Raw genomic sequence first — 17,626 nt, 5'->3', positions numbered from 1 at the left:
GCAGTAAAAGGAATCATCGCTAGCATCATTACCCAGCTGCGAGAGCCGATCAACTGGCAAATGCACTGACGCGGGAAAGCTGCGGGGCAATTCACACTGCCCCGCCTCTGGTGACGCCCGAATCAGCCGCGGCGGGGACCGCCGTTGCTGCCCGGCCAGCGGGAGCCGGAGATCGTGTCGGCGAAGGGCATGAAGCCCTCCGGGTCCAGCTTGCCGGCCAGGGAGATCTCCCGGTTCAGGAAAATCGGCCACCACAGGTGGGCCGACAACTGCTCGCGCATCGGCAGCCGCGAGGCCAGCGGATCCCAGGGGCTGTCGCGCAGCACCAGTTCGCCGTCCACCGCCTCCTTCCATGCCGTGCCATAGGTACTTTTAACGTGCACCACATGGGGCGGGAAATCGTAGCCGCGAGCCGGATCCGGCATCACCCCGGTGGCGCGGGACACCTTGATCCACCACTCGTTCTGTACCCACTCGCCCTGCGCCACATTCTCACCGCGCGAAAGGCCCTTGAACTCTACAAAGGTATAGCCCTGGTGAGTACAGCGCGCCGTCACCTGCGGCCCGAGGCGGAAATACTCCGTGGTGCAGGGATACTTGGGCTGACCGTTGGTCTCCTGGCTGATAAAAATCGCCGACTCCTGGTCAATGCCGTAGCCCAGCGTGTACTCCCCTTCGATGCCGTTGTAGTCCGCGTTCACCGTGGTCACGATGCCGAACTCGGGCTCGTCCGGCACCGGGAAATTGTAGATCGTCAGGTTGACGTGGGGGTCCTTGCCCGGGGTGATCCCCGGCGGCAGCAGTGCCGCGATCTTGTCCGGGTCGGTGCGATAGACAATCTTCAGCATCGGCCAGTTGACGATATCACCGGTGTTGCCCTGGGGGCTGGTGGCTTGCTCGCTCATGGTGCTTACCTCTTAGTTATGCTCTTAAGGTTTACGGTTCTGCTTATTCAAAGTACTAACCCCAGGCCGTTCGTTGGCACTGAGGTTGCAAAGTGCTGGTAGCCCGGAGAAACCGTCGGCAGCATGGATGCTGCCGTCGAGCCCCCATGGAAGGGTTCACGGCGTGTTTCGTAGGGCTATCAGGGCTTTGCAGCCGGACTTCGCTAAACATCTCTCTACAATGGCCCCCTGCCTGCGCAGGGGTGACTCTTGGCGAATTGTCTTCACCCACCCACCTGATCCGGCACCGGCGTCTCCCGGTTCATGATCATGTCGCAGCGGGCCCGAATCTTCGCATCCGTCTCCGGCGTCGTCTTCAGCAGCCAGAACGCGTCCTTTTCCAGCCCTTCCATCGCCATTTCGGCCACCTCGTCCGGGTGGGTCGTCTGCAGCTCGATGCCAAACTCCGCCGCCATGCGCTTCATATCGTCCACCGAATTGATACCGGATTCATTCCCGCTGGACTCCTTCTGCAGTGCCTCCGGCCGCACCCGGCCCGAGTTGAACAGCCCCGTATCGACAATGTGCGGGCCCGGGAACAGGGCGCTCACCTTCACCGGCAGGCCACCGGCCTGCACCTGGTAGTGCAGGTTTTCGGTAATCGTGTGCACCGCCGCCTTGGTGGCCGTGTAGATCGGCTGGTCGGGGTAGACCAGCAATGCGCCGTTGCCCGAGCCGGTGACCACGAAGTGGGTGGTTTCCGACTGCGCTACCAGGCGCGGCATAAAGGCGCGAATGGCGTTGATCACCCCCCACAGGTTCACGTTCAGGCACCACTGCCAGTCCTTTTCCGAGTAGTCCCACAGGGCACCTGACTCGCCGGCGCCGATACCGGCATTGGCGAATACCAGCTGGACGCCACCGAAATGCGCCTCGGCGGTCTCCGCCAGGGCGATATTGCTGTCGAGCTGGGTCACATCGCAGTGCGACACCACCGCCTCGATGCCCGCCTCGCGCAGATCCGCATCCACCTGTTCCATCGCGGCGGTATCCACATCGCCGACCACGATTTTCGCCCCGCGCCTGCCCAGGGCGAAGGCCAGCGAGCGTCCGACGCCGCTGGCGCCACCGGTAATTACCGCAACCTTGCCGGTGAAATCCTGCATCAGGCAATCTCCCTCACATCCACGTAAAACTGGCGCACCCACTTGCGGAACAGCACCAGCGTCTCGTCACCGCGACAGAACACCGGCTTGTGCTTGTGCACCTTGTTGGCCCAGATCGGGTAGTCCTGGCTGATGCCCTCGATAATGCCGTTCATGACTTCATCGCCAGCCATGTCTTCAATCTCCCGGCGCACGGTAAGTGTCCAGCGCAGCAGGGTGGTGTTGCGATCGATGGGCTGGGAACTGTTGTAGACAATCATCTGCGCCTCGGGGGCGTAGCTGGTGCGCACCAGCGCCAGGCCCGGCTGGTACACAGCGGCGTGCAACTGGTGGGGGAAGGCCGCCTCGCTCATGTCCGAGTTCAGGTGCAGAATGCGCCCGTCGTCATCCACCGTGACCGTGGACTTCGGCGTGTGCATCTGCTTGTGCACATACTGGAAATGCACCGGGTCACAGGAGTTCTCGGCAATATCCTGGATGTGCGCCGGCACTTCGAATTCGGCGTAGCGCGGCGGCGTCCAGTTTTCATCGCCCAGTTCCACCAGGTCCGGCAGCGAGAACTTCGGCGCTGAGTTTTCCGGGTGGAACCAGATATAGATTTCGCCGTTCTTCTCTTCCACCGGCCACATGCGAATCTGGGCGCGGTCGGGGATTTCGTCACAGTAGGGAATCTCCACGCACTTGCCGCTGGTATCGAAGCGCCAGCCGTGGAAGGGGCAGCGCAGGGATTCGCCCACCACCTTGCCCTCTACGCCGAGGTGGGCGCCGAGGTGCGGGCAGAAGGCATCCTGCAACACCGCCTTGCCGGTACGGGTGCGGTACAGGGCCAGTTCGCGGTCGAAGGCGTGTACCCGCTTGACCTCGCCCACGGCGAGTTCGTGGCTGCGCGACACGGAGTACCAGCCCATGGGAAAGTCCGGGGTGGTGTTGGTCTTGGATTCGCAGGCAGCGATGATCTGAGTCATGGTTGTTCTCCCTTGGCGCTGTCGCCAGGATTGTTAGTGGTACATCTCTCTCAATGGAAAATGCTGGCCTCGGGGCCGATGTCGTCCGCCACCGCCTGGAGCGCGGCGCGGTCGAGGCCGTACCAGGCCACCGCGTTGTCGCCCAGGATTTTGCGCCCGTCCTCCTCCGGCAGGCCGGAGAAGGTTTCCTTGAAGTAGTCGGCGGTGTTGGGCCAGGTGCCTTCCGGATGGGGAAAATCGCTGCCCCACATGAGTTTGTCGACACCGATCACACTGCGCAGCTCGATATCGCGCCGGGGTACGCAGGACGCGCCCACCGCCACATTGCGGGCAAAGTACTCGCTGGGGGACAGGGACAGGTGGCTGCGGAAATCCCCCAGCTTGGCGGAAAACTGCACATCGTGATAGTTGTGGTCCAGCAGCCGCAACCACGGCGGGAGCATGAACACGGTGCCGCCCTCGGTGAGTACGGCTTTCAGTTTCGGATAGCGCTCGAACACGCCGCCCCAGATCATGAACGTCAGGGGGCGGTACAGCCACCACATCACTTCCGACACGTAGATACCCATGGCGCCGGGCAGCTCCGCACTGCGGTCTTCCTCCGGCCAGTTGCCGCCGAAGTATTCGGGGTGCGGCGCGGGACCGGAGTGGAAGTGAATGATGACGCCGAGGTCTTCGCACACTTGCCAGAAGGGGTCGTACTTGCGGTCGTGGTAGGGGGCGTGCTCCTCCCACAGTGTCGGGATCATGACCGAGGTCAGACCGTTGTCCACACACCAGCGCACGGCATCCACCGCCTGCTGCACATCCCACAACAGGGGGATGGAAGCCACGCCGATATGGCGCGCGGGATTGTTGGCGCAGAACTCCGCCAGCCAGCGGTTGTGGGCCATGGCCCCGGCCCACTGCAACTCGGCCACGCCGTTGCGCGGCGACAGGCCGAGGCCGGCGCCGAAGGGCGGTGTGTTCATTTCCGTGATGCCGTCGGGGAAGACGATTTCGGCGGCGATGCCATCGCCTTCCAGCATCTTGAGGCGCTCTTTATAGTCCCAGGCGCCGGTCAGCTCGCGCTCGATGGGCGCACGCCAGGCATCATTGATCTCCTTGATCAGGAAGCTTTGTTCGGCCTTCTGCATCATTTCCATCTGGATCGGCACGGCCATATCCAGCATTTCGTGATACTTGGACTCGACATAGGGTTTATAGTCGGCGATTCGCAGACCGGCGTGGCAATCGGACGACACCACGATCAGGCGTTCTGACATGACAGCAACTCTCGTTTTTCGCGGGCTTTCTGTTTATTGATCGGCACAGGGGGACCCGGTTCCCTGCGCGCGTGCACGCCCATGCTCATATGCGCATGGTTGCACATATGTATACAAACTAGTTTAATGCTTTCAGGAAAGCAAGAGCCTTACGGAAAATTCATGGAGACATCAGCCCCCCTCGATCGCAGGGAAAAACGCAAGCTGGAAACCCGCGCCCGCATAGAGGAGGCGGCCTACGCCCTGTTCGAACGCCAGGGCATCGAAGACACCAGCATCGAAATGATCTGCCGCGAGGCGGACGTGGCCCGGCGCACCTTTTACAGCCACTTCCCCAACAAGCACGCCCTGCTGGGCGGCCTCGGCGTGTCGCGCCTGTACAGCCAGGCGGAGCCGATGCTGCGCCTGTTGATGGAAAAATACGACAGTACCCGGCAGCGCCTGGAAGCGATGATCGATTACATTGAGGCCAACTTCGCCAAGTACAAGGAGATCGATCTACAGCTGATGATTTCCGCCCCGGCCACCTTTGCCAACGACCCGGAGCAGCAGCGCCAGATCAACAGCAATGCCGTGGACAGTTTCGCCAGCCTGATCGCCGCGGGACAGCGGGCCGGCGATGCCAGCACCACCTACTCGCCGGAAATCCTGGCCACGATGATCGTGGGCACCCTCAACTCTCTCACGGTGAGTTGGGCCATCGACCCGGACTATCCGATCTTCGCCCGCCTGGAAGAGGCGCGGGGCATGTTTGAAACACTGATCTGCGCGGATTAAAAAACGGCGACGCGGGTTCAGCCGCGCAGACAGGCCACCACGGTATCGATTTCCTCGACACTGTTGTAGACATGAGCCGACAGGCGCAGCCCTTGCGCGCGCTCGTCAAAGGCCACCCCCACCTCCTCCAGGCGGCCGGGGGCATCGCCATCCGCGGGCTTTACCACCACGGTACCGCTGCGCTGCTCCGGCGCGGCGGGAGAGCGCAATTCGCCCTCCGCCAGGCCGTCGATCAGGCGCTGCCCCAGGGCCAGGTTGTGGTGGCGAATGTGCTGGATGCCGATGCGGTTGACCAGGGCGATACTGTTGGCGGCCAGCACAAAGGGCATCACCGACGGCGTGCCGCCCATGAAACGGCCGGCATCCGGGGCGTAGTCAAAGTGGTGGATATCAAATTCGAAGGGATTGCTGTGGGAGAACCAGCCCACGTCCAGCGGCTCCAACCCGCCAAAGTGCTCCGGCGACAGCCACAGAAAGCCCGCTCCCGGGCCGCCGCAGCACCACTTCACGCAGGAACCCAGTACCACGTCGGCGCCCCACTGCTGCAGGTCGATGGGAATGACCCCCAGGGACTGGGCCACATCCACCACGGAAAAGACACCGCGCTGCCGGGCCAGGGCCACAATGGACGCCACCGGCGCCAACTGGCCGGTATTGGACCAGGCGTGGGTGACCAGCACCGTGTGCACATCCTCACCGAGGGCGTCTGCCCAGACCTGTGGATCCTGCAGGTCGAGGGAGGCCGGCAGCATGCGCCCGCGATAGCCCAGCTTCTGCGCCTGCTCCACGACAAAACCCAGAGAGGGGAAATCGCGCTCGCTGAACAGGATGACATTCCGGCTGGACTGCGGCCGCTGCGCGCCCAGTACCTTGGTCAGGCCGCTGGAGACGTTGACCTGGGGGCAGATGGCCTCGGGCCGGGTATTCAGCAGCCGTGCCAGGGCCTGGGGGAACTGCTGCAGGGCTTCCATCCACTGCGGCCAGGGTTCGCTGCGCCCCGCCTCCCAGGGATCGAGAAAGCCCTGGCGCAGGGCTTCCAGGCTGCTGGCGGGCATCCGCCCCACGGAGTGGGACAGCAGGTAGATACCCGGCGTGGCGGCATAGCAGGCCTTCCACTGGGGGTCGAGCAAACCGTCGATCACCTCAGTCATGGCCACCTGCCAGCAGACTGCGCAGGGTGGCCAGCTCGCGGTAGCGGGAGGGAATATCATCGCGTTCGGCACCGGCGCGCAGGTCGCAGAGCGTTTTCAGGGCCTTGAGCAGGACCGGCAGGGGCGGACCGCTGGCGGTGAGCCCCTTGTCCTCCACCAGGTCTCCCTCGTCGGCGGGCTTGACGATGAACTTCTCCACCAACTGCTCGTGGTGCTGCAGGGCGGTGCGACCGTGGGCCTCGCAGACTTCCAGGAACAACTGCAGGTTGTGCCGGTACCAGGGTGATTCACTGCTGCCCTGCTCATCCAGGAAGGCGTCCAGCAGGCTGCGTCGGCGCATGCAGTCGCGCAGCACCAGCTGATCGTCGGGGCGCATGAACAGGAACTTGTCCACCAGGATCTGGGAGTAGTAGGGGTCGTCCGCCCGGCAAAGGCCGAGCAGCAGGTCGATCACATTGATGCCGGCGAAATCGCCGGCGTTGGCGCCGCGGTACTCCCGCAGGCCGACCCGGTGGGGTTTGTAGTAGGGGCGCACACAGTAGAAGAAGCGCTCCACATCCAGCGCCTCGAACAGCTCGCCGTTGTAGCGGTGCACGTCCTCCAGCGAGGCCTTCGCCTGGCGCAGCAGGTCCGCCGCCACCGGGTGCGAAATCCCCAGCGGCAGCAGGTGCAGCAGGGCCTCGGCGGCGCGGATATAGCCGAAGGCGCCGCGGGTGTTGTAGGCGATAAAGGTGATTTCGTCCTCGAGATCGGTAAAGGACTTGAACACACCGTTTACAGCGCGGTTGTGGGTTTCCAGGTGGGCGGAGGCAAAGCGCGGCACCGTGCCCAGGGAGGCACCGAGCTGCATGGCCAGGGCCGAGGCCTCGGTGAGCGGCGAACGGGTCTCGCGACTGGGTTCGGTGAGTTCGTGGCGGCGGCAGGCGGCCATGTAGAAGCCGACATTGCCGAGCAGGTCGAAGTTGGCGTCGAAGCCCTCGTCGGTATTGCCCTCGGCGAGCAGGGCGGCGATATGCTCACGCCCCTCGGCCAGCAACACCTGCTTCAGGGCATCGCCCACCCCAGCCACGTTGGCGCGATTGGGCTGGGCGAAATACAGGGCCTCCAACTCGCTGTTGATGTCGCGGAAGGGCCCGCGAATCCACTGGTCGAAGGTGGCGGCATTGGGTGTAATCACGGTGCAGCGCCCTCCTTTGGCGACGCCAGGGTGTTGTCGCTATCGCCCTCAGTACCTGCCTGCGCCTGGCGCCGTTTCAGCAGGCGCACCAGGATGCCGGCATTGATCAGCATGATGCAGCCATAGAGCGTGGGCACAATCGCCAGCTCCCAGTCGTTGAGTATAGAAAGGCTGAGGAAGGTCGCCATGGTGGCATTCTGCACTCCCACTTCCACCGCCAGCGTCATGCGCTCGCCCTGCTGCAGGCGCGCCGCCCGGGCCAGGGCCAGGCCGCTGCCCATGGCCAGCAGGTTCAACAGGTAGATGACCGGCCCGGCGGTGAACAGGTTGTCCTTCAGCAGCTCTGCGCTGGTGACCACCGACAGCCCGATCACCAGCACCAGGATCAGCACCGACACCGGCCGCAGGACCTTGACCACCACGTCCGCCAGCGCCGGCAGCAGCTGCCGCACGGTCATGCCCACCGCCACCGGCAGTACCGTCATCTGCAGCAGGCGCTGCACGGTCTGCCCGACATTCATCACCGGGGCATCACCACTGGCGTAGAAATAGTCCAGGCCCAGGCCGATCAGCAAGGGCGTGGTAACGATAGTAATCAGGCTGGAGCAGGCGGTCAGCGTCACTGACAGGGCGACATCCCCCCGCGCGGCGAACACCACGGCGTTGGAGGTGACGCCGCCGGGGCAGGCGGCGAGAATCACCAGCCCCACCGCCATGGCCGGCGGCAGCTGAAAAAGCAGCGCCAGGCTCCAGGCGATCAGCGGCAGCAAGACCAGCTGCCCGCCGAGCCCGACCGCGGTGGCTTTGGGCCGACGCAGCAGGCGCGCAAAGTCCGCCACGGTGACAGACAGCCCCAGACTGAACATGATGGCCATGAGGCCAAGGGGTACAACCCGGGTATTGACCAGGGTGATTACATCTTCTGACACGCTTTACTCCCGCTTGCGATGGTGCGCCCGAACCCGGGTTCAGGCGCCCCAGACTTCCCGCTGCAGGCGCAGGAAATTCTGCCCCATCACTTTCTCGATCACCCGCGACGGATGGCCTGCGGCGGCCATCATATCAGCCAGCTGGCGAAACTGCCCCGGTCCCTGCAGGTCCGGAATGAATGGCACCACGCCGGGTTTCTCGCCGCGCGCGGAGATACCCGCCGCGCGGCGCGAGGCGATTTCCGCGTCGATGGCGGCGTGGTAAGCCGGCAAATCGTCCACCGCGGTGGTACCGCCGTCGGTGCCGATACCCACATGATCCTCGCCGCAGACCTTGATAGCGTGCTCGATGTGGCGCACCACGTCGCTGGCATCCGGGAAGCTGTCGGCCTTGAGAAAAGGCATGAAGTAGATGCCCGCGACACCGCCGCGCCCGGCCAGCGCCCGCAGCTCGGCGTCGGTCTTGTTGCGCGGCAAATCGCTCAGGGCGCGGCAGCCGGTGTGGCTGATGCAGATTGGCGAAGCGGATGCCTTGATCGCATCGAGGCAGGTCTGTTCACCGCTGTGACTCAGGTCCACCAGCACCCGCTCGGCATTCAGCTGCGCGACCACCTGGCGGCCGAAGTCGGTAAGCCCGCTGTTCTCCGGCACCATGGAGCCCGCACCCACCGCATTGCGATCGTTGTAGGTGAGCTGGATGATGCGCACACCGAGGCCGGCGAAGAGGCCGGCCCGGCCGGCATCCGAACCCAGCATGGTGGTGTTCTGGAAGCCGAAGATCACTCCGGTGCGGCCGCTGCGCCGGGCTTCGAGGATGTCCCCGCTAGTCAGTACCTTGAGCAGCTTGTCGGGGTGCTGCTCGATAATGCGATTCCAGGCGGCGATCTCCCCCACGCTGTATTCAAAGGGCTCCACCGGCCCAGCAACATGCCCCAGGGTCACGTTGATGGCGCTGGTGCCGGAGGCGATCAGATCCTCCAGGGCGCGCTCATCGAGATGCTCATAGCTGCTGCCCACCGGCCCCGCCGGTGTTGCCGGTGGTTGCAGGCGCAGGTTGGGATTGCCAATACCGCCGAGATTATTGATAACCAGCGTGTCACCAAAATCATAGCTGCGCGCCGCGCTGAGGGAGGGCGACAGTGCACCCAGACCACCCAGGGCCGCGCCCGCTACCGAATAGCGCAGCAAATGACGACGTGTCAGTTCGCTCATGTCAGCCCTCCTGGAAGGTGTAGACGAGGTTGATGCCCACGGTGCGCGGCTGGGTGGTGAAGATACGGTCGGGAATACCTTCCCGCGCTTCCACTTCCCAGTTCACCGGTTCGCGCACATCAGCGATGTTGGTAACGTACAGGGCCGCCTCCCAGTTATTCAGGCTAACGCCCAGGCGGGCGCCACCGAGAATGTAATCTCCGTACTCGCGCGCATCGGTGGAGCGTTTGGAGAAGGTTGTCAGCGCCGTACCTACGTAGGAGGCATCCAGTGAGGCGTAGGCGTTGTAGCCGCCGAGCTCAAACTGCTGTTCGACAATCAAACCCGCCGAGAAAGGAAAAGTATCGGGCAGGCGATCGCCATCGCGGCCGGCAGTGATGTCTCCGGCGTCATAGGCGGGGGTATTTTCAGCCAGTTCCTGCTCCGAGTAGTTGGCGTTGAAGCGGATGGTCAGGCCCGGCAGTGCCGCGGGGCGAATCACCGACTCCAGCTCCACCCCCATCAGGTCCGCCTTGCCGGCGTTGGTGATGTACTCAAAGGCCTGGGTGGCGTCCAGCAGACTGACCTGGATGTCGGTCCACTGCATGGTGTAGAGCGCGCCGTTCAGGCGCAGCTGGCCGTCCAGCCAGTCGCTCTTCCAGCCGAACTCGTAGTTGTCCACCAGGTCCGGCTCGAAGCCGCGCGGCACCGGGCGGCCACTGGGCGTCTCCAGGTTGAGCGTGTTGGCGCCGCCCTCGCGGAAGCCCTGGGAATACACCAGGTAGGCCAGCACATCGTCATTGAAGCGGTAGGAAGCCTGCAACTTGTAGATCACGTCGCTGTTGTCCGACTCCAGCGGATTCTGCAGGCCGGCCGGCTCGCCGAAGGGCGATGCAATTTCGTTGGCCTGGGACCAGGTGTCCACCTCGAAGGCGCGAAAGCCTGCGAGTAATTCCAGCTGCTCACTCACTTCCCAGGTGAACTCGCCGAACAGGGCCTTGTTGGTGAAATCCGTTTCGGCGCGGTTGTCGAAGAAACTGGCCGGGTCAGATGGCACCAGGCCGGTGCTGGTGTCGACGAAGTAGCCGATGGAACTGCTGCTGGTTTCGCGCTCCTGGTAGAAACCGCCAACGATCATCTGCAGCGGCCCGTCAAAGCGCGAGGCGTAGCGCAGCTCAGCACTGAACAGTTCGTTGTCACGGTTCTGGTTGACGCTGCCGGGCATGGGCACGAACTGCGACACATCGAAGGCGAAGAAGGTCGCGCGATCGTACCAGGACGCGGTGGCGGTGATGTCCCCGGAGTCCAGTTCGTGATCCAGGGTCAGGTTGTACATGGTCAGTTCATCTTCGAAGGGCAGGCGCACCTGGCCGGGACGGGCGTCCTCGCGCTCGTTCACCAGCGGCTGGTCATCCACCTCCAGATTCTGGTACCAGGCCGAGGCATTCAGCGTGGTGCGCTCACCCAGCAGCAGGGTACCCATCAGCCGGCCACCGTAGCTCTCCTCGCTGTTGGTGCCGCTCTCGCCGAGGTCCGGCAGATCGACATAGCCGTCGGCGTCGCGGTAGAAGCCGACCGCGCGCAGGGCGAAGGTATCCTCCACCACCGGTGCGTTGAACATGCCGTTGACCTGGTAGGCTTCGCCGGCATCGCGGGAGCGGGTGCCGGCGTCCATTTGCAGCGAACCTTCCAGCGCAGAGAGGTTCGGCTTGTTGGTGATATAGCGCAGGGTACCGCCCTGGGAACCGCTGCCGTACAGCGTGCCCTGGGGGCCGCGCAGCACTTCCACCCGCTCGAGGTCGTACAGTTGCAGGTCGGTCTGGGCGACGTTGGTACCGCCGGTACCGGTTGCGGGGATTTCATCGAAAAGTGTGCCGACCTGGGCAGCCCCTGCGGATGAAGCGAGACCGCGAATGATGACCTGCTCGTTGCCGGGGCCGTTGTCCACGGCGCTGAGGCCGGGAATGAAGCGCGCCATGTCCTGGATGCCCATGGCGTGGGTCTGTTCCAGCAAGGCGCCACCGATGGCGGAAATATTGGTGGGAATATCCTGCACCGTGCTCACTCCGCGCTTGGAGGCGGTGACCACTACCTCCTCGAGTGCGGCGCTGCGTTCACCGGCGCCGCTCTGGGCCAGTACGGCGGTACTGCAAAGGCTGCTGATGGCGGCCGCCAGCAGTTGTTGTCGGGATGGAATCATGGCGGTGTATCTCTCCTGTCGTTGGCTGGATGGCGCCTTGCGGGCTGCTTCCGGCTGGATCTTGTTGTCAGTGGTTGTCGAGGCCGGCGCCGGTCGGCGCAGCATCGGGTTGATAGTCTTCTCGCGGATAGGGCACGCCGTGCTTCACCGTCAATTGCAGCGACTGCAGGGCCTTCAGATTCACGCTGGGGTCCTCCCGCAACAACAGGAAGTCCGCGCGCTTGCCGACTTCGAGGGTGCCGGTATCGCTGTCAATTCCCAGCGCGCGCGCACCGACGGCGGTCGCCGAGTGGATGACCTGTAGCGGCGACATGCCGGCTTCCTCCACCAGCGCGTCCAGTTCGCCGTACAGCGCCGGCCAGGGGTGTTCACGGGCATTGACAAAATCGGTGCCGGTGGCGACATCCACACCGTGCTCACGGGCCACCTGCACCAGGCGACCAGCGAAGCTCAACGGGCAGCCGGGGTAAGACTTGCGGGCATTGTCCTGGTCTGCGTTGAACAGCGCCTCGGCCTTGCCGTAAAGGCCGATGGTGGCGTCGAGAATCGTGCCGCGGGCGGCCATATCGTCGAAGACTGCGGTAATGCGCCTGTCCGCCGGGTCAATGCTGGCGTAATCCGGCTCGGCCCCGTGGTGATAGATCTCCGGCACCCCGTCGGTGGTTTCAAAGGCCAGCCGGCATACATGGGAAATCACATCCACCCCCGCGGCGACCACTTCCCCGGGGGAGGCGGGAAACACCGAGGAATGGGCCCAGACCAGCATGCCCTGGCGGTGGGCTTCGGCCGTGATGCGCGACACCTCGGCCGCCGGCAGGTTGGCGTAGATCTTGATCGCTGTGGCCCAGGTACCCTTAGCTCGCGCCACGGCCAGCGGCATGTCGGTGTCGGCGGTAATGGCCTGCATCCACGGCACCGCGCCGGGCACCTCGCCGCGCGCCGCTGAGGCCGGGCGCGGGTCCTGGAAGAAGCTCTCGCCAGCCATCAGGGCCACATAATAAACATCCGGTCCGGCGATCCGATCCAGCCGGGTGTCGCGGGCCAGCAAGGCCAGTACCCGCACATCGCCGGCCATGTCCCGTACCGAGGTGACACCGCCATAGAGCTGGCGCCGCAGCAACACCAGTGGCTCTTCGTCCTCCGGCGAGGTCGCCAGGTGGACGTGGGTATCGATCAACCCGGGCAGGGCGTAGCCTCCCGCGCCATCGATGACCTCTACCCCCTCGTCAACCAGTGCAGTCGCTTCCGCGCTGGACACGATGGCGCTGATGCGGCCGTCTTCCACCAGCATGGCGCGATCGCGCTGCAGCGGGGCGCCGCTGCCATCGATCAGGTTCAGGTGGGTGTAGAGCTGCGCTTTCACCTCGGTATCGGCCTCGGCGGCACCGGCAAGCTGCGCCCCCGTTGCCAGCAGCAGAGTGGCCGTTGCCAGCGCCCGCCGCAGGCCGGTGCCAGTTGGTTGAGAAAATACATCGCGCATCAGAAGGGAATCTCCGTACCCAGGTTGTCCTGAACGGCCCGCTCGTAGAGGTACTGGGCCACCACCAGATCCTGGGCAGCGACGCCCAGGGATCGATAAACCGTGATATCGCTTTGCTGGCGCCGGCCCGATACCGTCCCCAGCAATACCTCGCCAATTTCGCCGCGGGGAAAAGTGTCGCTGATGACCCCCTGCTCCAGCCCCGCGCACAACTCGCCGGCCTGGTCCCAGGCGGAGGCACGCGAATCGAGGAAGTAGCGGCAGAGGGGTAGCGCGGCTGTGGTGATTTCCTGGCGGTCGCGGGTGCAGGCGCCCACCAGGTTGAGGTGCATACCGGGTGCCAGCATATGCTCGTCAATCACCGGCGTGGGGGACGAGGTCACTGCGCAAACAACATCGGCGCCCTCCAGCGCCGCTCCCGTATCACAGAAGGCACGCATTGCTACGCTGTCCGGCACACGCAGGGCCTCGAAAAAGTGCCCGGCGCGCCCGGTATCGCGGAAACAGACACGGATCTCACGCAAGTTGCGCACCGCGCACAGGGCCTCGGCATGGGCAGCGGCCTGCTCGCCGGAACCGACCACGGTCAGTACCTCGGCATCGTCCCTGGCCAGCAGGTCGGTGGCCAGGGCACTGGCGGCGGCGGTGCGCAGGGCGGTAATGACACCGGCATCCAGCATGGCCAGGGTCTGGCCGTGCTCGGCGTCGAACAGCAGCATACAGCCGCTGTGGGAGGAGTAGGGCGTGCCCTCGTTGGCGGGCATGATGTTCACCACCTTGATGCCGAAACAGGCCGGGCGCGCAATGTAGCCGGGCATCATGCCCAGCATGCCGCCCGCGGGCATGTGCATGCCCCAGCGCAGGGGAGCAATGGTTTCGTTTTCACTGACCAGGCGCATGGCCTGGGCCACCAGGCCAATAGTGGTATCCCAATCCAGCATGGCGCCAATCTGACGCCCGTCCAATACGCGCAACACTCTACTCCGGGGCTATAAATGTCGGTGCAGAGTATTCAGCGAGGGTATGGCAGGCGTCCAATACTACTGGCGAATGAATTTGATAGCTTTGGCGAATGACTGCTTCAGTCGCGGCTGCGCCGGCGGGCATAGCCGGCGCTGACATCGCGGAAGCGGGCCACTGCGGATGAGGGGTTCTCGGCGTTCAGGATCAGGTGCACATCCACCGCCGCCAGCGGCTCCAGCGCCACGAAACTTACCTCGGTATCCCAGGCAGCAGCGGTACAGGCCGGCACCAGCGCCACCCCAACACCGGCGGCGACGTAGGCCAGAAGCACATCGGTCTGTTCCGACATGGCCACGATGTCCGGGCGGAAGCCCGCCTGGCGGCACTGGCTGATCACCTTGTCGTAATTGGAGGGAAAGAGGTGGCGCTGCAGGGTGACGAACTTCTCGTCGCGCAGCTCGCCAATCTGTACCCGCTCGCGCCCGGCCAGGGTATGGGCGGGGTTCACCGCCAGTACCAGCGCCTCGTGCACCACCAGCTCGAATGCCACTTTCTGGCTGCGGAAGCGATCCGACAGCGGCTGTACCGTAAGGTCGACAAAGCCGACATCGATACGGCCGTCCAGCAGGGCCTCGTACTGCTCATCGGAACGCATGATGACAAATTCCAGCTTCACCAGCGGATGCTGGGCATGGAATTCGCGCACCAGGGGGATGATCTCGCGCAGGATCGCCGAGCCCATGTAGCCGATCACCAGTGTCTGGGCCTCGTTGTGGGCCGCCTGGCGCACATCGCCCACCGCTTTCTCGACCTGGTGGAGAATGGCTTCCACACGCTGGTAGAACAGCTCCCCCGCCGGGGTGAGCGCCACCTTCCTGTGGCTGCGGTCGAACAGCTGTACACCCAGCTCTTCTTCCAGGTTGCGGATCTGCTGGGTGAGCGGGGGCTGGGATATATTGAGCTTGCGCGCGGCGCGGCCGAAATGCAGGGTTTCGGCCACGGCGGCAAAGTAGCGCAGGTGTCGCAGTTCCATCGCTGTGGGGGGTCGGCTCAGGCTGGGTCGCCTAGCCTACCGCCATTGTCGACGTGGTGCATGTACTCAGTTACCGGTCTGTCGGTTCCCGGGCACGGCACCCTGCTCACGCGCCTGCAACATCATCTGCATCTGCACCATCAGCCTGTCGATGGAAAAGCTCGCGGTGGGCTGGCGTGGCGGGAAGGCGCGGAACGTGCCCAGCCACTCCCCGAGGTAGCGCTGGATCGGCACAAACATCCACAGCTGGTCGCCAAAGAAGCGTGAATAAAGCCCCGAGTCGATGGAGGTCTCGTAAGGATCGCTGCGCAGGTGGATGATCCGCGGGAAGTTGAGCGGCTCGCGGGGCCCGGTCCAGCCTTCCATCTGGAAGGCGAAATGGATTTTCCAGTCCTTCCAGCGCACCGCGTTGAACTGCCCGTTGTCGTCGAAGTAGTAGACCATTTCGCGCTTGCCCGGCGCCTTACCGGCCAGCAGTTCGCTCTGGTCGTAGCCATCCAGATGCACCTTGAATTGCCGGCCCTCGACGCTGTAGCCCTGCTTCAGTTTTCCGGCTATACCCTCAACCCCTGCCGCGGCCAGCAACGTCGGCATCCAATCCAGGTGAGAGAAAATATCATTGATGACCCGGCCCGGCTCTACCACACCCGGCCAGCGAATCAGTGCTGGCACACGGAAACCGCCCTCCCAGGTAGACCCCTTCTCGCCGCGGAAGGGTTCGGAACCGCCGTCGGGATAGGTATTGGACTGGGCGCCGTTGTCGGTGCTGTAGATGACGATGGTGTTGTCGGCAATGCCCAGCGCATCCAGTTGATCCAGCAACTGGCCCACGTAGTGATCGTGCTCATTGAGACCATCGGCATACAGTCCGTATCCGGTGCTGCCCTCCCACTTGTCGGAGAGGCGGGTCCAGTTATGCATGCGGGTGGCGTTGTACCAGACAAAAAACGGCTTCTGCGCCGCCACCGAACGATCCATGAAATCCATAGCCGCGCTGGTGAACTCCTGGTCCACCGTTTCCATGCGCTTGCGCGACAGGGGGCCGGTATCCTGGATGCGTCCATCGGCGTAGGAGTGGATCACACCGCGCGGGGCAAACTGTTTACGGAAGGCGGGATCTTTGGGATAGAAGTAGGTTTCCGGCTCCTCTTCCGCGTTGAGGTGGTAGAGATTGCCGAAGAACTCATCGAAGCCGTGGTTGCTGGGCAGGTATTCGTCCTTGTCGCCCAGGTGGTTCTTGCCGAACTGGCCTGTCGCATAGCCCAGCGGTTTGAGCAGCTCGGCGATGGTCGGATCCTCCGCCTGCAGGCCGATCTCGGCCCCCGGCATGCCGACTTTCAGCAAACCCGTGCGCAACGGGTGCTGGCCAGTGATAAAGGCCGAGCGGCCTGCAGTACAGCTCTGCTCACCGTAGTAGTCGGTGAACAGCGCACCTTCATTGGCAATACGATCAATATTGGGTGTGGAGCCACCCAGCATGCCGCGGTGGTAGGCGCTGATATTGGACCAGCCGATGTCGTCGCCCCAGATCACCAGGATGTTGGGGCGTTCGGCGGCGCCTGCCAGGACACTGAACAGGCTCAGCGCCACAGCGGCGCACAAACGTTGAACAAACACGGGATACCCTCCTCGTCAGCTGCTAGCGCGTCGCAGTCTAGCCGGCCCTACCGGTGGCGGCAGTACCTGGCAGGACAGCCCCGGGGAATGGCCTGCCTGGTTGTACCAGGCCGCGGCAAAAAGCCCGGGGCCGGGAGAATCCCGATGGAAAAGGCGCCTATGGCTCGCGCTGTTCCGCCAGCAGCGCTTCTATCTCGCGGCAGCTTTCCCGGTAACGCGCCAGCGCCCACGCATTGACCTCAGCGTCTTGCGGGATGGTTTCAATCCTGGCCGCCAGTTCGTCGAGCCAGGCGATCTGGCCGCGGAAGTGGTTGGCAGCGTAATTTGACACCATCGCCGCCGGCACCGCCGTCTGCTCGAACACGACACCCTCGTCGACGATGCGTCGAAGCTCGGCATGGGTGTCGCGCAGACTGGTCAGCGCCTGTTCGCGCATTTCCGCCACCCGCTCCCGCTGCGCTGCCCGGTCGCGAAAATCGGTGAGATAGAACTTGAGCAGGGATTTGTGCTCGATCCGTACCGGGTCGCCCGGCGCTTGCAGCCAGCGCTTCAATGCGCGGCGCCCGCTGGCACTGATGCGGTAGACCTTGCGCTGACGACCGCCATCAGGCGCCGGGTGTACCGTTGCCAGGCCGAGTTTCACCAGCTTTTTCGGCTCGCTGAACAACTGGCTGCGAGTGCGCGGAAGGATATAGCGAATCACGCTGCGCTCCATGAAGGCCGCCAGTTCAGCGGCACTCCAGTCGCGCTTGGCCAACAGGCCCAGCAGGCTGTAGGCCGTGGTATTGAGGGGGGTCTCCATGGGCGCTCTCCCGGAACTTGCTCTAA

The 17,626-nt window shown here is 64.0% G+C and carries 15 protein-coding genes; 1 reads left to right on the top strand and 14 read right to left on the bottom strand.

Translation table 11 applies throughout. The features are described 5' to 3' along the window. Positions 1-122: 122 nt before the first annotated feature. From FVW59_RS00265 to FVW59_RS00250, 4 genes are all read right to left on the bottom strand, one after another. A complete protein-coding gene (locus FVW59_RS00265) occupies positions 123-905 on the bottom strand; it encodes an acetoacetate decarboxylase family protein (protein WP_148062249.1) in 783 nt (260 codons plus the stop codon). Between the two features lie 263 nt (positions 906-1,168). Next, entirely contained in the window at positions 1,169-2,050 is an 882-nt protein-coding gene (locus FVW59_RS00260) for an SDR family NAD(P)-dependent oxidoreductase (protein WP_148062248.1), read from the bottom strand. Further along, positions 2,050-3,015: a Rieske 2Fe-2S domain-containing protein gene (locus tag FVW59_RS00255; protein WP_148062247.1), complete on the bottom strand. Its 966-nt coding sequence runs from the start codon at positions 3,013-3,015 to the stop codon at positions 2,050-2,052. The genes FVW59_RS00260 and FVW59_RS00255 overlap by 1 nt, the downstream gene beginning before the upstream one ends. Before the next feature lie 50 nt (positions 3,016-3,065). Then, positions 3,066-4,280: an amidohydrolase family protein gene (locus FVW59_RS00250; RefSeq protein ID WP_148062246.1), complete on the bottom strand. Its 1,215-nt coding sequence runs from the start codon at positions 4,278-4,280 to the stop codon at positions 3,066-3,068. Between the two features lie 162 nt (positions 4,281-4,442). Here FVW59_RS00250 and FVW59_RS00245 point away from each other — a divergent pair, with 162 nt between their 5' ends. Then, positions 4,443-5,057: a TetR/AcrR family transcriptional regulator gene (locus FVW59_RS00245; protein WP_187275689.1), complete on the top strand. Its 615-nt coding sequence runs from the start codon at positions 4,443-4,445 to the stop codon at positions 5,055-5,057. A 17-nt stretch (positions 5,058-5,074) separates the two neighbouring features. Here FVW59_RS00245 and FVW59_RS00240 read toward each other — a convergent pair whose 3' ends face one another. The 10 genes from FVW59_RS00240 to FVW59_RS00195 form a co-directional block, all read right to left on the bottom strand. Beyond that, the gene (locus FVW59_RS00240; protein WP_148062244.1) at positions 5,075-6,208 is read right to left on the bottom strand and encodes an aminotransferase class V-fold PLP-dependent enzyme; all 1,134 of its coding nucleotides are present in this window, start codon (positions 6,206-6,208) and stop codon (positions 5,075-5,077) included. Continuing rightward, positions 6,201-7,385: a PrnB family protein gene (locus FVW59_RS00235; RefSeq protein ID WP_246139585.1), complete on the bottom strand. Its 1,185-nt coding sequence runs from the start codon at positions 7,383-7,385 to the stop codon at positions 6,201-6,203. Before FVW59_RS00235 ends, FVW59_RS00240 begins: the two co-directional genes overlap by 8 nt. Further along, entirely contained in the window at positions 7,382-8,314 is a 933-nt protein-coding gene (locus FVW59_RS00230) for a bile acid:sodium symporter family protein (protein ID WP_148062243.1), read from the bottom strand. The genes FVW59_RS00235 and FVW59_RS00230 overlap by 4 nt, the downstream gene beginning before the upstream one ends. Before the next feature lie 39 nt (positions 8,315-8,353). Then, complete coding sequence (locus tag FVW59_RS00225; RefSeq protein ID WP_148062242.1) at positions 8,354-9,526, bottom strand: dipeptidase; 1,173 nt, start codon at positions 9,524-9,526, stop codon at positions 8,354-8,356. A 1-nt stretch (position 9,527) separates the two neighbouring features. After that, complete coding sequence (locus FVW59_RS00220) at positions 9,528-11,705, bottom strand: TonB-dependent receptor (RefSeq protein WP_187275688.1); 2,178 nt, start codon at positions 11,703-11,705, stop codon at positions 9,528-9,530. Positions 11,706-11,772: 67 nt separating this feature from the next. Then, positions 11,773-13,185: an amidohydrolase family protein gene (locus FVW59_RS00215; RefSeq protein ID WP_148062240.1), complete on the bottom strand. Its 1,413-nt coding sequence runs from the start codon at positions 13,183-13,185 to the stop codon at positions 11,773-11,775. Further along, on the bottom strand, positions 13,185-14,159 hold the full coding sequence (locus tag FVW59_RS00210) for an ornithine cyclodeaminase family protein (protein WP_148062239.1): 975 nt from the start codon (positions 14,157-14,159) through the stop codon (positions 13,185-13,187). The genes FVW59_RS00215 and FVW59_RS00210 overlap by 1 nt, the downstream gene beginning before the upstream one ends. A gap of 107 nt (positions 14,160-14,266) precedes the next feature. Then, complete coding sequence (locus FVW59_RS00205; protein WP_148062238.1) at positions 14,267-15,181, bottom strand: LysR substrate-binding domain-containing protein; 915 nt, start codon at positions 15,179-15,181, stop codon at positions 14,267-14,269. Positions 15,182-15,247: 66 nt separating this feature from the next. Beyond that, positions 15,248-16,798, bottom strand: a complete 1,551-nt coding sequence (locus tag FVW59_RS00200) for an arylsulfatase (RefSeq protein WP_246139584.1) — start codon at positions 16,796-16,798, stop codon at positions 15,248-15,250. A 157-nt stretch (positions 16,799-16,955) separates the two neighbouring features. Beyond that, positions 16,956-17,600 carry a PadR family transcriptional regulator gene (locus FVW59_RS00195; protein ID WP_148062237.1) on the bottom strand — a complete coding sequence of 215 codons (645 nt, stop codon included), beginning with the start codon at positions 17,598-17,600 and terminating at the stop codon, positions 16,956-16,958. Between the last annotated feature and the right edge of the window lie 26 nt (positions 17,601-17,626).

Origin of the sequence: Parahaliea aestuarii (assembly GCF_008064635.1) — a bacterium.
Lineage (GTDB): Bacteria > Pseudomonadota > Gammaproteobacteria > Pseudomonadales > Halieaceae > Parahaliea > Parahaliea aestuarii.
This window is presented reverse-complemented; position numbering and strand designations above follow the sequence as displayed.